The sequence below is a fragment of the Amycolatopsis sp. NPDC004772 genome, from assembly GCF_053601215.1.
In genome coordinates this window covers 43,359-57,329 of record NZ_JBSGBK010000034.1, presented here as the reverse complement: position 1 = coordinate 57,329, position 13,971 = coordinate 43,359, and the positions used below count along the sequence as shown (strand labels likewise).

13 protein-coding genes are annotated in these 13,971 nt (G+C 70.7%); 4 read left to right on the top strand and 9 right to left on the bottom strand.

The features are described from left to right. Positions 1-96: 96 nt before the first annotated feature. Positions 97-1,896: a TIM barrel protein gene (locus ACWEF6_RS21630; protein WP_449684603.1), complete on the bottom strand. Its 1,800-nt coding sequence runs from the start codon at positions 1,894-1,896 to the stop codon at positions 97-99. Then, entirely contained in the window at positions 1,886-2,734 is an 849-nt protein-coding gene (locus tag ACWEF6_RS21625; RefSeq protein WP_449684602.1) for a shikimate dehydrogenase, read from the bottom strand. The genes ACWEF6_RS21630 and ACWEF6_RS21625 overlap by 11 nt, the downstream gene beginning before the upstream one ends. Before the next feature lie 116 nt (positions 2,735-2,850). On the opposite strand from ACWEF6_RS21625, the gene ACWEF6_RS21620 reads away from it, so the two are divergent. After that, positions 2,851-3,495, top strand: coding sequence for a TetR/AcrR family transcriptional regulator (locus ACWEF6_RS21620; protein ID WP_449684601.1), 645 nt, complete (start codon positions 2,851-2,853; stop codon positions 3,493-3,495). Positions 3,496-3,635: 140 nt separating this feature from the next. After that, positions 3,636-4,949: an MFS transporter gene (locus ACWEF6_RS21615; protein WP_449684600.1), complete on the top strand. Its 1,314-nt coding sequence runs from the start codon at positions 3,636-3,638 to the stop codon at positions 4,947-4,949. Here ACWEF6_RS21615 and ACWEF6_RS21610 read toward each other — a convergent pair. The 3 genes from ACWEF6_RS21610 to ACWEF6_RS21600 form a co-directional block, all read right to left on the bottom strand. Continuing rightward, positions 4,946-5,317, bottom strand: coding sequence for a hypothetical protein (locus tag ACWEF6_RS21610; RefSeq protein ID WP_449684599.1), 372 nt, complete (start codon positions 5,315-5,317; stop codon positions 4,946-4,948). The genes ACWEF6_RS21615 and ACWEF6_RS21610 overlap by 4 nt on opposite strands. Then, positions 5,317-6,078, bottom strand: a complete 762-nt coding sequence (locus ACWEF6_RS21605) for an FHA domain-containing protein (RefSeq protein ID WP_449684598.1) — start codon at positions 6,076-6,078, stop codon at positions 5,317-5,319. The genes ACWEF6_RS21610 and ACWEF6_RS21605 overlap by 1 nt, the downstream gene beginning before the upstream one ends. A gap of 123 nt (positions 6,079-6,201) precedes the next feature. Then, positions 6,202-7,023, bottom strand: coding sequence for a hypothetical protein (locus ACWEF6_RS21600; protein ID WP_449684597.1), 822 nt, complete (start codon positions 7,021-7,023; stop codon positions 6,202-6,204). A gap of 15 nt (positions 7,024-7,038) precedes the next feature. On the opposite strand from ACWEF6_RS21600, the gene ACWEF6_RS21595 reads away from it, so the two are divergent. Beyond that, positions 7,039-7,824 carry an SMODS-associated NUDIX domain-containing protein gene (locus ACWEF6_RS21595; protein WP_449684596.1) on the top strand — a complete coding sequence of 262 codons (786 nt, stop codon included), beginning with the start codon at positions 7,039-7,041 and terminating at the stop codon, positions 7,822-7,824. Next, a complete protein-coding gene (locus ACWEF6_RS21590; RefSeq protein WP_449684595.1) occupies positions 7,821-8,957 on the top strand; it encodes a hypothetical protein in 1,137 nt (378 codons plus the stop codon). Before ACWEF6_RS21595 ends, ACWEF6_RS21590 begins: the two co-directional genes overlap by 4 nt. 5 nt (positions 8,958-8,962) lie before the next feature. Here ACWEF6_RS21590 and ACWEF6_RS21585 read toward each other — a convergent pair whose 3' ends face one another. Genes ACWEF6_RS21585 through ACWEF6_RS21570 form a run of 4 tightly spaced genes read right to left on the bottom strand, consistent with a single transcriptional unit; the run spans position 8,963 to position 13,900 of the window. Next, complete coding sequence (locus tag ACWEF6_RS21585) at positions 8,963-10,216, bottom strand: CHAT domain-containing protein (RefSeq protein WP_449684594.1); 1,254 nt, start codon at positions 10,214-10,216, stop codon at positions 8,963-8,965. Continuing rightward, a complete protein-coding gene (locus ACWEF6_RS21580) occupies positions 10,213-10,473 on the bottom strand; it encodes a hypothetical protein (protein ID WP_449684593.1) in 261 nt (86 codons plus the stop codon). The genes ACWEF6_RS21585 and ACWEF6_RS21580 overlap by 4 nt, the downstream gene beginning before the upstream one ends. A 1-nt stretch (position 10,474) precedes the next feature. Beyond that, positions 10,475-12,370 (bottom strand): hypothetical protein, encoded by a 1,896-nt coding sequence (locus tag ACWEF6_RS21575; protein WP_449684592.1) that lies wholly within the window; start codon positions 12,368-12,370, stop codon positions 10,475-10,477. Positions 12,371-12,400: 30 nt separating this feature from the next. Further along, the gene (locus ACWEF6_RS21570) at positions 12,401-13,900 is read right to left on the bottom strand and encodes a hypothetical protein (RefSeq protein WP_449684591.1); all 1,500 of its coding nucleotides are present in this window, start codon (positions 13,898-13,900) and stop codon (positions 12,401-12,403) included. Positions 13,901-13,971 lie beyond the last annotated feature (71 nt).

The following is a 13,971-nucleotide window of genomic DNA, read 5'->3' as shown; positions in this document are numbered from 1 at the left end:
TTTTTCACCGCTGGGGCACGGGAATTCCGCGCGCCCGCAGGCGCCGGGCACGACGAAAACCGCCCCGGGAAAGAAATCCCGGGGCGGCGATGGTGCTCAGGCCGGCGTTTTCGCCGGTGGGGCCGCGTGTCGGCGGGCGCGGTGGGCGGCCATCCGCACCGGCGCGTTGCTCACGCCGTACCCCCGGTACCCGCCGATCCGCTGGACCACCTCGAAGAACACCCGCGCCCCGGCCAGCGCGGTGTAGAAGTGCAGGAACTCGCCGCCGGTGTCCCGGTCGTACAGCACCGAGTGCTCCCGCAGCGCGGCCAGCCGCTCGGCCGGCAGGTCCAGGCGGGCATCGAGGTCGTCGTAGTAGTTGCCGGGGATCTCCAGCAGGGGCGCGCCGGCCGCACGCATGGCCGCGGCCGCCGCCACCGCGTCCGTGCAGGCGAACGCCACGTGCTGCGGTTCCGGGACGGCCGGCGCCCACTCGCCGCGGCGGACCACGGCGCTGTCCAGCGTCAGCCGGACCGCCCCCGCCGCCACCGCGCGGCTGCGCACCAGCCCGAACGGCGCCGCGAACTCGGCCACCGGGGACGGCGTCAGCCCGAACACCGAGCGGTAGAACAGCGCCGCCTCCTCGAAGTGGTCGAAGGGCTGGGTGAGGGCCACGTGATCGATTCCGAAGACTCCCGCGCCGGGCGCCGTTTCGCCGGTGGGCGTGAAGTCGTCCCGCCAGTCGTCACCGCAGAGGAACACCTGGGTGCCGTCCGGCGCCGCGACCGACGCCAGGTCGGCCTCGCGCGGGCCGCGCACCCGCGGCAGGACCGGCGCGAGCAGGGCTTCGGCGCGGCGGGCGGAGCGGACCGGGTCGGTGCTCGCCAGCGCGACCGCCCCGACGGCACCGTGGGCCGCGCCGCCTTCGTTGACCACCACCCGCGCGTCGCCCTGCTCCCACAGCTCGACCGGCTTGGTCCGGTGCACGCCGGTGCGGGCGAACCCGAGCGACGCCAGGATCCGGCCCGCGCCCGGGTCGGTGACGACCTCGGCGAACGCGTGGCCGGTCAGCGCAGGCGCGGCCGGCAGCTCCCGCACGCCGAGAGATTCCTTCAAGGCCAGCAGCGAGCGCAGCGCGTCGACCGCGGCCGGACGCGGGTCGGCCTGGCGGAAGACGTCGTTGAAGACTTCCAGGGACAGCGGCCCGCGGTAGCCCGTGGCGAGGACGTGCCCGGTGAACGCGGTGAGGTCGAAGTCGCCCTGGCCGGGGAAGAGCCGGTGGTGGCGGCTCCACGGCAGGACGTCCATCGGCAGCTTCGGCGCGTCGGCGAGCTGGAGGAAGAAGATCTTGTCGCCGGGGATCGCGCGGATCGGCACCGGGTCGTGGCCCTTCGACAGGATGTGGAAGCTGTCCAGGCAGACGCCGAGCGCGGGGTGCGCGGCGCGGCGGACGATGCGCCAGGCGTGCTCGTACCCGCTGACGTGCCGGCCCCAGGCCAGGGCTTCGTAGGCGACCCGCAGGCCGCGCGTACCGGCCAGCTCCGCCAGCGCGTGCAGTTGTTCCGCGGCCAGTTCGTCGTCGTCGATCGCCTCCGGCGAGACCGACGAGCAGACCAGGATCGTGCCGGCGCCGAGGTCGGCCATGACGTCGAACTTGCGCGCGGCCCGGCGCAGGTTGGCCGCGTGCTGTGGCGGCGGGACGGCTTCGAAGTCGCGGAACGGCTGGTAGAGGTCAACCGACAGGCCGAGGTCGGCGCACCGCCGGCGGATTTCGGCCGGGCTCGACGGGGAGACCAGCAGGTCGTTCTCGAACAGCTCGACGCCGTCGAACCCGGCCGCCGCGGCGGCGGCGAGCTTGTCCTCCAGGGTGCCGGACAGGCAGACGGTGGCGATGGCGGTGCGCGGTTCAGGCGGCACGGGCGGCCTTCCCTTCCAGGGCGTCGAAGTGGCGCAGCATCCGCGCCGGGTCGGGTTCGGCGCCGGTGAACAGCCGGAACGATTCGGCGGCCTGGAACACGACCATGCCGCCGCCGTGCAGCACCCGGCAGCCGCGGGCCCGCGCGGCGGCCAGCAGCGCGGTCTCCAGGGGGCGGTAGACGATGTCGGCGACCCACAGCCCCGGGTGCAGCAGCTCGGCCGGCACCGGCGAGCCCGGGTGGGCCGCCATCCCGGTCGGGGTGGCGTGCACGAGACCGTCGGCGCCTTCGAGCGCGGTCAGGTCGCCGGTTCGCGCGCGGCCGGGGCCGAACCGCCGCTCGAGCGCCCCGGCCAGGCGGGCGCTCCGGTCGCCGTCGACGTCGTGGACGGTGAGCCGGCCGGTGCCGAGGGAGAGGAGGGCGTGCGCGACCGCGGCGCCCGCTCCCCCGGCACCGAGCAGGACGACGTCGTCCAGCGGCGCGTCGGGCAGGCCGCGGGTGAGGCTGCGGGCGAACCCGGTGGCGTCGGTGTTGTGGCCGATCGCGCGGTGGTTCCGGAAGACGACGGTGTTGACCGCGCCGAGGGCTTCGGCCTCCGGCGAGAGCTCGTCGAGGTGCGGCAGCACGGCTTGTTTGGCCGGGTGGGTGACGTTGAGGCCGTCGAACCCGGCGAGCCGGGCGGCGGCGAGGACGCCGGCGACCGGGCGGCGCAGGACGTCGAGGTCCAGCAGCCGGTAGACGTAGCGGAGGCCGAGCTCGTCGGCCTCGCGTTCGTGCAGGGCCGGGCTGGCGGACGGCCCGATGCCCGTGCCGACGAGTCCGATCAGGTAGCTGGTCACGCGGCGCCCTCCGGCCATTAATGTACGAACTAGTCCGTTCACGGTAGCGCGGCGTGCGGCCGGGCGGAAGGGCTGGGCTAGAGTAGGGCCCGTCGACCTGCGCGGGAAGGAGCCCGGTGGCCGCACCATCGTCGGAGGCCGAGCGCCAGCGGGACAAGGAGCGGACCCGCGCCGACATCCTCACCGTGGCCACGCGCGAGTTCGCGGACAAGGGCTACACCGGCGCCCGGGTCGACGAGATCGCCGCCCGCACCAGCACCACCAAGCGGATGATCTACTACTACTTCGGCGGCAAGGAAGGGCTTTACATCGCCGTACTGGAGCGCGCGTACTCCGCGCTCCGAGCGTCGGAACAGCAACTCGACGTCGAGCACCTCGAGCCAGAGGACGCCCTGCGGCAGCTGGCCGCGCTGACCTTCGACCACCACGAGGCGAACCCGGACTTCATCCGGCTGGTCAGCATCGAGAACATCCACCACGCGGAGCACCTGTCGCAGTCGGAGATCCTGGCCGGCCTGGCCGACCCGGCGCTCGGCGGGATCACCCGGATCCTCGAGCGCGGCCGGGCGGCCGGCCTGTTCCGGGAGGACGTCGACGCGCTCGACGTGCACATGGTGATCAGCTCGTTCTGCGTCTTCCGGCTGGCGAACCGCCACACGTTCCAGGCGATCTTCGGCCGCGACATGCTGGACCCGGCCCGTCGCGACCACTACCGCACCATGCTGGGCGACTTGCTGATCGAGTACCTGACGGCTCGCTGAGCCCAAGCCGCCCACCAGCGAAAAAGGATCTCTTGACACCCGGCGCCCCGGTCTCGCACTCTTTATTAACTAACTAGACCGTACATTGCTTCCCCGCCGCAGTCTGAGCAACGAAGCACGGACGTCAGGAGCACCTCCCCGTGACCGGATCGATGCCCCGCAAGGCGGCGCTGGCCGCCTGGATCGGCAGCGCGCTCGAGTACTACGACTTCTTCATCTACGGCACCGCCGCCGCGCTCGTGTTCGGCAAGGTGTTCTTCCCCGCCTCCTCCCCCGCCACCGGCACCCTCCTGGCCCTGGCCACCTTCGGCGTCGGCTACCTCGCCCGGCCGGTCGGCGCGTTCGTCCTCGGCCACGTCGGCGACCGGTTCGGCCGCAAGCGCGTGCTCGTCTTCACCCTGCTGCTCATGGGCTTCGCGACGTTCTGCGTCGGCTGCCTGCCGACGTACGCGAGTGTCGGCGTGCTCGCCCCGGTGCTGCTGGTCGTTCTCCGGCTGCTGCAAGGCCTTTCCGCGGCCGGCGAGCAGGCCGGCGCGAATTCGATGTCCCTGGAGCACGCCCCCGAACACCGGCGCGCCTACTTCACCAGCTTCACCTTGAGCGGCACGCAGGCCGGCCAGATCCTGGCCACCGCGATCTTCCTGCCGGTCGCCGCACTCCCCCAGGAGGATCTGCTGACCTGGGGCTGGCGGCTGCCGTTCTGGGGCAGCGCGCTCGTCGTGGTCGTCGGCTTCGTGATCCGGCGCAAGCTCGACGAGACGCCGGTGTTCGAACGCACCGAGGTCGCGAAACTGCCGGTCGCGCTGCTGTTCCGGCACCACTGGGCGGACGTGCTGCGGGTGGTCGTCGCGGCCACCATCGCCTCGGTGAGCACCATCTTCACCGTCTACGCGCTGAGCTACGCGGTCAACACGATCGGCCTGTCCCGCACCCCGATGCTCTGGGTCGGCGTGCTCGCGAACGTCGTCGCGCTGGCGGCGATCCCGCTGCTGGCCGGGCTCGCCGACCGGGTCGGGCGCAAACCGGTGTTCATCACCGGCTGCCTGGCCTGCGGTGTGCTGATCTTCCCGTACCTGTGGTCGATTTCGATCGGCTCGTACGCGCTGCTGTTCGTCCTCGGCATCGTGCTGTTCGGGGTGGCGTACTCCGGGATCAACGGCGTCTGGCCGTCGCTGTACGGCGAGATGTTCAGCGCGCGGGTCCGCCTGTCCGGCATGGCGATCGGCACCCAGATCGGCTTCGCGGTGGCCGGGTTCGCGCCCAGCGTCGTGGCGGCGATCGGGTCCGGCAAGGAGGACTGGCTCGGCGTCGCGATCTTCACCGCGGCGGTGTGCGTGGTCGCGGCACTGGCCGCGGCGACGGCCCGGGAGACCTACCGGGTGCCGACCGCGCACCTGGGCGGCGTCGCGCCCGCGGCACCGTCCACTGTGGTCGCGTCCACTGTGGACGGTTAGAACGGGACGCCGGCCGCGGCGGCGAGCGCCCGCACCGCGGTCCACAACCCGGCGCCGGCGGTCGCGAGGCCCCCGGCGTCCCGGAGCAGATCCCGGGCCCGGCGCACCTTCGCGCCCACGCCGGTTCCGCCGTGCACGACGTCCCGGTCGACCTCGTCGAGGGCGTCGTGCACGGCGTCCTTCGTGGCCGGCGGCAACCGGGCCGCGTCGAGTTCCGCGCGGACCGACCGCACCAGCGACGCGACCTGCCGCGCGTCGAGGCCGCGGTGGATCTGCTGATGTCCACCGTGGACGGTGTTGATGTCGCCGTGGACGGCGTTGTTGACCGTCCCGGCCCGGACGTCGCCGTGGAAGTGGATGCCGTCCACTACCGCCTCCTGTTCCGGCGCCGCTCGCGCGCCGCCTTGGCCATGACCAGCCCGATCATCGCCACCACCCCGCCGAGCCCGAAGAGCGCGAAGCCGATCGCCCCGAGCGGCACGCCGTCGAAGACCTCCGGGCCGAGCAGCGGTGGCGGCGCGTCGAACGACCCCGACGAGACCGAATCGGACCCCGCCTTGATGAAGCGGAAGATCACCGACGCCCAGATCGCGAACCCGGCCAGCACCATGAGCAACCCGAGCACCATGACCGCGCGGCCGGCGCCCCGCCCGGTGGCCAGTTCCGAGATCAATTGCCCTTCGGGGGTGCTGAACTCGTACTTGTGGTGCTGACGGTTGTCGTAGCTGTTGTTGACATCGCGCCCGGCGTTGTTGATGGTCCCCGCGGACACGTCGCCGAACGAGACCCCGCCGGACGACCGCTGCCAGCTCCGCGTCTGCTGCCCACCGCCGTCCCCGTCGGAGTAGACCGCGGCGACCGGGCCGAACTCGAGCCGGTCACCGTGGCGGAGCGGGTGGTCCTGCCGCGGCGCCAGCCGCCGCCCGTTGACCCAGGTCCCGTTCCGCGACCCGGCGTCGGCCACCCAGGTGCCGCGCGCGTCCTGGCGGATCCAGGCGTGCCGCAGCGAAACCTGGTCCGAGGGCAACCGCAGGTCCGCGTCGGGCCCGCGCCCCACCAGCCACGAGCCCCGGCGCACCACCAAGCGCACCCCGGACCCGCCGACCGCCTCGATCCTCGCCCCGGCCATCGGCTCTCCTCCCGCCGCACGGCTCCCTGCCTCTCAAGGAAGAGCCGCGCGGCGGCCGGGGGATATAGGGCGAACGGGTGAACCCGTTCAGACCTTCGGGGCCGGAACTCGAATCCGACGCTTTCAGCCTTCCTGGTACTCGGCCCACGACGGCACCCGGCCGTTCCCGGTCCGGAGGAAGCTGTGCGGCTCCAGCAGGAGCGCCTGGATCCGGGGGAACAGGTGCGTCAGCGGCCCGTGGCAGCGGGGATTCCAGTCCCACAGCCAGTCGACCATGTCGTCCACGGAGTTCAGGACCCGGTCCTCCGGGCCACCACCGTCGAACCGGTCGTGGAACCGCCGAGCCGCATCGTGGTCCCCGAGCTGCCCGAAGTACTCGTCGGCTTTCCCCATCACCATCACGAACACCCGCTCGATCAAGTTGCCGACGTTCTCCGGCGTCGCCGGGACGCCCGTCTCGGTCAGCAGGTCCAGGTAGAAGCCGGGGTACAGGATCGGGACGGCCCGGCCACCCGCCGTCGCGAGCTCCGAGGGGAGTCCCACCGGCGGGCGGCGCCGGGCCAGCTTCTCGATCGCCTCCCCGACCGAGTATGCGACGCCGGGGCGCTGGAACTTGACCACGGTCCCCGGACCCTCGACCACGAGGTGGAACGACCCCGTGCCGCTCGGGCGCACGTCGACGTCCCGGATCTCCTCCGGCACGACCGTGCGATCCAGCACCCGGCCACCCTTCCGCGTGACAAGCAAACGGCGGTCGGTCACCACGAGGGTGTGCGTCGCCGTGAAGTCCTCCACAGCGATCAGCCGGACGGTCTCACCGTCCTCGAGGTACAACCGGATGTCCTGCTCGCCCTTGGCGACCATCCGGCGGTGGTGCGACGCGTCATCGGCCAACGCGGCACGGAAGTCCTCCGACAACGATTCTCCGCCTCCGAAGAGTCCCACGACCATTCTCCTTCCTTGGACAAGCCGGGCAAACCACTGATCAGTCGATGTTTCGGCGGGAGCTGTTACGATCACGTGGTTACGATTCCGGACGACGAGAGGGCTGTGATCGTGAAACCTTCGTCCGCATTCCTGTCCGGCCGCCGGGATCAGGTCCGGATCTCGTTCAGCGTCCTGCTCCGCATCGTCGATGACGACCGTTTCGTGCTGTTCGACGCCCCCAAACGCCCGGGCGCCTACGGACCACCGGGCGGGGTGATCAAGTTCTTTCCCCCGGCCGCCCGGATCCTGGACGAGCTCGGATTCCAGGCGGAGCGCACCGGATCCCCACACCGCAAACTGAAAGCGGACCTGCGCGGCACTCTCCCGGCCCGCGCGCTGCGCCGGTTCCGGACCTGGTTCGCCTCCGGGGCGTACCGCGAGACCGCCGACGAATGCTTACGTCGCGAACTGCGCGAAGAGCTCGCCGAGGTCGGCGTCGACGGATGGGACGACGTGGTTTCGGAATTGGACTTCACCTCCGTGCGCTCAGTGCGCGAGGGTCCGCTGGCCGTACCCGGAAAAAATTACCGGCAAGTGCGCGGATTCGACGTTCGCGCGTTGGCGATGACCAATTCCGCCGCCCGGCGTCTGAGCCGGCACCTGACCGAAGCCGGAGAAGACGACGCATATCCGGGCGTCCTGCTGGCCGGTTTGGCCGACATCACCCACGGCCGCCTCGGTCGAGCTCTGATCGCCCCGCAGACCGCGCTCCTCGCGGGTCCGTCGCGGCTCGCCCCGGACCTGCCGGCGCTGCGATGACCGCCTCCGCACGGCGCGTCGCCGAGCTCCGCACCCCCTCGCGAAAACGTGCCCTCGGCGAAGTTCGGCTCGACTTGCCGACAGCGCACCACGCGACGCCAGACGAGCTGGCCGACGAGATGCCCGACGGCATGGGGCTGGTGGAGTTCCGCCAGCGGTACGCACTGGAACCTGTCGCCGGCCGCGCCAGGATCGCCGCCACGTATCTGATCGCCGAATTCTCCGATCCCCGGGTGCGCATCCACGCGCTGTCGGGCGTGACCGCCGAGCCCGTCACGGACATGGTCGTTTCCGACCTGCCGCAAGGGTGCGGCTGGCTGGTCGGCGATCCGGTCGGCGTGACCACGGCGCCCCGGACCGGCGAAGTCCGGGCTACCCTCTGGGTTCCGCAGGACCACGCAGAGCTCGCCGGAGTCAACCGCTTCGACAGCACCATCCTGCGCCCGGCTTGGCATCGCCGACGGCTTCACGCCGGCATCGATCCGGTTCAGTTCGCCGTCGCGCTGCCGGCCGGGTGGGCACGGCACCCGCCGCCACCGCCGCACCCGGTCAGCCACCGGAAGCCGGCTGTGCGCCTGTGCATGGCTGCCGACACTGTCGCCTACGGCCGGCTCACCACCAGTGAAGCCGCGCGGACGCAGGAACGGCTCGTGGGGGTCCTGGCCGAAGCGAGGCGGGCTGCCGGAATCACGGAACGTGAGGTCGACCTCCAACCTTCCGGCGACGGCCAGTTCGCGATCCTGCCGACCGGGCTGGACGAAACGGTCGTCATCCCTCGGCTCGTCGAGGGCGTCCGGTCCGCGCTGGCCACCGCCAACGCGGACCTGAGCGACCGGGCACGGCTGCGGCTGCGGGTCGCGCTGCACCGAGGCCACGTCGCCCCGGGCGTGAACGGCTGGGTCGGCACCGCGACCATCGCCGTGCACCGGCTGCTCGACTGCGCGCCGCTGCGCAGCCGGCTCGCCCGGGACCGCTCGGCCGATTTTGCGCTGATCGTCGCGGACGTGGTCTTCAGGGACGTCATCGCGGCCACCGGAGGCGAGCTCGATCCGGCGGAGTTCGAGCCGGTCGACGCAGTCCTTCCCGATAAGGGTTTCGCCGAACGAGCCTGGGTGCATGCACCACGGTCGTGACCCGCTCATGGGCCGCGGTACAGCACCGGGACGTTCCGCCCGTGGAGGCGTTCGTCGCCCATCGCCAGTGCGGCCCTGGCCATCCGGAACGCGGGCTCGATCGCCAAGCCCGCGGCCAGCGCCTGGTAGAACCCCACGCTGAAGTCCGTCGCCGAGCGGTCACCGAGCCAGCTGCGCATGCCGATGACGTAGCCGACGTGCTGGGCGAGGGCTTCGGCCAGCCGTGCGCTGTGACAAGCGTTGACGATCACGCACTCGACGGTGTCGGAGACTTCTTCGAACAAGGCGGCCAGACCCGGCACCGAGAGCAGCCGCCCTTCACCGCCCGCGGCCTCGGCGAGGAACTGCCCGTCGTCGCTGCCGTGCCCCGAAAAGTGGACGATCCGCGGCGAGAAGTCCAGGAGAGCCTGCGTCAGGTCCCGCACTCGCAAGGCACCGCGTTCGTGAAGCACGAACCGCTCCCGGTGCTCGCCCATCCGGAGCGCTTCCCGCACGTCCCGAAGTTCGGCGTCCCACCTGATCCGCTCGGTGTCCGTCGGGTTCGCCGCGAGGTAGAGGATCTCCACGCTACCGGACCGTTGCTGGCCGACGTGCCCCACGGCGACCGTTCGCCGGACCCCGCGCTCGACCCGGCCGCCGGCCCCGTTCGCGCACTCCGCCGTGAGGTGGACGGGTACGGCCCGCCCCGGTTCCCTGGCCAGAACGTGGAATTCGAACGGTTCCCGCTCCGCGGGCGGGAGGTGGCCGAGTGAGACGGCGACTCCCTTCGGGTCGACCGAAAACGGCCCCTGGAGGCCGAGTCGGCCCCAGGTGATGGCCGTGGCTCCGGTATTGACGATCTCACCCTTGATGGCGTCCCACTCCCCGCAGGCAACGCGCACGGTCGACAGTTCGATCTCGAACTTCGGCGGTTCCTCGGGCGGCTGCACCACGGCCTCCGAAACTTCGAGCACCGCCGCGAAGTCGGTGATCCGGTGACCGTTGCCGACTTCGTCGCGGAAGGAGAAGTTCGTGCTGGTCGCCGTCCACGGCCCCGCGCGCAGCGGCCGGACCTTGACCGTCGTCGTCCACTCGGTACCGGCGTCGAGCCGGGGCACCGAGAACTCCTTGTTGCCTCGCAGGGCCGGGATCTGGGCGGGCAGCCGCAGGGCGAAGTGGATGTTCGTGCACATCCGCGGACCGTCGTTGCGCAGGTGCACGACGATGTTCGAGTCCTGGCCGGCGTAGAGGCCGTCGGTGGTGATTTCGGCGCGGATCATCGCGGCCTCCCGTTCATGAGCGCGGCCCGGGGGTGGTGGTCCCGGCGGCAGCTTTCACAGTGGACGGCGATCCGGTCCACCGGGATCAGGCCGATGGAGTCCATCGCCGCGGAGGTGTCCACTGCGAAGGCGTCGTCGAGCACGGCCTGCTGGTGCAACCGGCAAAGCGGTTTCCCGCAGTGATGGCAGACAGCGTCGACCACGACCTTTCCCGCGCTGTCTTCTTCGGCGTCGCAGTCACTGCACTTCCACGCCATTTCACCCCTCCCAGCTCTGCTTACCGCCATAGCCGTCGGCCAGGTCGGCGATGTCGCGATCGATGCGGGCGATGAAGTCCCGGCAGGCGTCTTCGGAAATCTGCCGCTCCAGCAACGCGTCCTCGAATCTCTCGCGCCGCTGGTTCAATTGTCGAATCCGCGCGTCCGACGCCGGCTGCCCCGTTCCGATGCGGTGCTCGTCGGGCGGCCGGCTCGCCCTGCGCTGCTGGAGGGTCTCCGAGATGATGCCCTGCAACCCGTACCAAACGGACTCGATCTCGTCCTCCATTTCCTTGCTCGCGAATGCGCCTTTAACGTACAACCGCACCTTGGTGTTGCCGGCTTCCGCGCGGATGTCGCTGCCGTAGACCTCCTCACCGGTCAGCACGAGGTGGAAGTCGACCGGGTAGACGCCGAAGTAACGGCGGCCGGCGACGTCCCAGGCCCGGTTGACGAGGTCGGCGCGGCCGCGATCCCGCGGCGGGCTCTCGATGACCCGCTTGACGTAGTACCCGTCCGCGCTCATCGCGTCGGTGAGGGCAATGAGCGTGTCGTGATCCGGGATCACGCCGGGGAACTCGTGCGTTTCGGGGATCCGTACCGGGTCGTCCTTGCGGGGATCCGGGACGACCCGGATGTCCTGGTAACGGACGCCGTTCAGGCTCAGTTCGACATCCGCGGTGACTTCGGTCTTGACGTCGGTGTACCGGCCGCCGCGCCGTCGTCCGCCGAGCGGCTCGAACAGGTCCACCCCTTCCAGCCCGGAGAGCGCCCCGCGGAACGAGACGACCAGCGATCCCTTGATCACATCGGTCAGTCTGATCTGCTCCTCGAAGTGGGCGGCGAGCGTCAACCGGCGTTTGTCCTGGTCCAGGGGAAGCTGTTTCCACTCGATGAGCCGGCGTCCGCTGTCCGGATCGACCCGGCCGCCGACCGTCGCGCCCTCGACGTATTCGACGTTCCCCCACGCGGCCGGTACGTAGAGCGTCAGTCGTTCGACGCGGTCGGCATCGAGACCCGACTCCGCTGAGGGCCAGTTGCCCAGCCACTGCAGGTCCAGCTGAAGGGTGCGCTGGTCGGACTCCGGCATGAGCGCCGGGGTGAGCCACAACGGGATCTCGCTCCGGCCCGGCACCCCCGTGACGCGGTGTCCCAGCCGTACCTGCCACTTGGCGCTCACCGGTACGTCCTGGGAAGTCAGGAACCGCTGCGTCCCCACCAGGCCGGCCAGCGGGACGACCGGACCGCCGACCCGGTCGGTGAACTCGAGTCCGACCGGTCCGCGAAGCACCAGGAAGCCCGCCGAGAACGGCACGCCCTCGCGGCTTTCCAGCCGGAACTTCTTGCAGTACTCACGCAACCGGTCCTGGTCCGGGCGACCGAAGGTCATCTCGACTTGGATGTGACCGTTGACCGGCGTCACCGACGTCCGGTAGGTGCCGTCCACGTCGAGGACCAGTTCACCACGGAGGACTTCCCGTACTTCGACCGAGTCGATACTGGGCACGACCGGCAGCGAAGGCCGGGCCAGCAGCGCGGCTCGATCGCGGCGCCGATCCACGTACCGGATCAGACCGGCAGCGCCGACACTTCCGAGCACGAGGACGACTCCGGCGAGCGGGAGCACGAACAGCAGCAGCGAACCCGCCGCCGCGATACCACCCACCACGTAGTACATCTGCCGGAGTGACGCCCGCACGACGTGGTCGTGGGCAGCGCAGTGATGTGGCTGGATCCGGCGCAGTCCCAATCCCTCGAATTCACTCGTGACCGCCGGTTTGCGAACGTGCCGCCGGCACAGGGGCCGGCCGCAGTGGTGGCAGACCGCGGCGATCTTGACCGAACCGCAGCTGTGGCAGCGGACGCGGGGCGCCCGTTCGCGGAGTTCATAGGGCATTCGGTGGCACTCCTCGTCGAGTCCCGGGTTTCACCGCAGTGCCCGGATCCGGTCGAACCGGTCGCGGACCGCGGCGTGCAGCGCGTTCATCTCGCGCGTCACCGCACGGCTGGCCCGCGGCAGCTCGCCGTACATGAACACCTTCAGCTCCCCGCTGGGCAGCTTGCTGGTGTAGGAATGGCCACCCGGCTTGTGCACCGTGCGCTCGGTCTCGTGGTGGCTTCCCTCCACGAGGATGATCAGGTTCATCGTCTCCGGCCCCTCGGCCCGCTTGGCCCGGCCGTGCCACCGGCTCGCGCCACCCGGCTCGGACATCTCCCGGAACGTGACGTCGAATCCCCGGTCGGCGAGCGCGTTCTCGATGTCGGCGATGCGGCCCTGCTCCGGAATGACCTCGTCGAAGTGGAGGTGCTGATGAGGCATGAGCTTTCGCCGGGCGAAAGCCTCGCCCAAGATCACGTGGACCCGCGAGGTCAGCTTGCTGCGCTCCCGGAGACGGTCGTCGACCAACCGGCCGGCGCAGTCGAAAAGCCGGGTCCGCATGCCCGAGAGCAGGTAGTCCGGGATTTCGATCTCGACCGCGCCGTCGAGGCTCGGCTGCCGGTACAGTTCTCCGGGCTGGCGGATCGAGACGACCATGGCGTCACTGATGAACCGCAGCTCGTCGTCCCGCCGCTGGTCGTTCGCCCGCATGGGCACGTCCCGCCACTCGATGGTCCGGGCCACCGGGTTGTACGTGATGGGGCGCTCGCCACCGGCCGCGTCCGGCTCTTCGACCTTCAAGACGTGCAGGGACGTGATCGTGGGCCAATCGAGAGAGATCCGGTTGATGACCGGGGACGGCTCGGGCCGGTCACTCCGCCAGGGGATGGTCAGCGCGACCCGGACCCGGAGCCAGAGGAAGGGCCGGAAGTTCGGCTGCTGCGAAACGTGGACCAGGTCCGGCGCATCCTGGGTCGTGATCGCGCCCCCGAGCGTATCCGGGTCGAGCAGGTCGATTTGGACCTTCACCGGGTACACCTCGAGCAGCCCCGGATCGGGCCGGTATTCGTGCCAGATCACGCCGGCTTGGCGATCCCGGCGCAGCTCGTGCCAGCCGCCGGGGGCGTCGCGTCCGACGATCGGTATCTCGATCGGCAGGGCGCCGTAGCTGTCGTCCAGGCCCAGCACCGCTCCCAGATCCGTGTGCTGGTGCCCGGTGAAAGCCAGGTGACCGATCACCGCGTTCCGCGGGTCCTTTCCCCCGGCTTCGACTGTGGGTGCCACATCGGCACAGGCCTGACGGGTGAAGTGGTCGGCCCCGTCGAACGGCACGACGATCTCGATCCGCCCGGTCGGCGCTCCGACGCGGTCGATCGACGGATTCCGGGAGATCTCCTGCTCGTAGTGATGGCACTCGGTCACCGTGACGTGCTCCGGGTGTGCTCTCGCGAACAACCGGTCGCCGGCGGACGGGCCGGCGCGGCCCGTCGCGAGCACGCTGAACAGGGAGCGGAACTTCCGGCGGAACAGGTCGCGAGGCTTCGGCATGTGCACTCTTTCGGACGACTCTTTCGGGTGGCTCATGCTGACGCGGATCACTCTGTGACAGATCACGACGG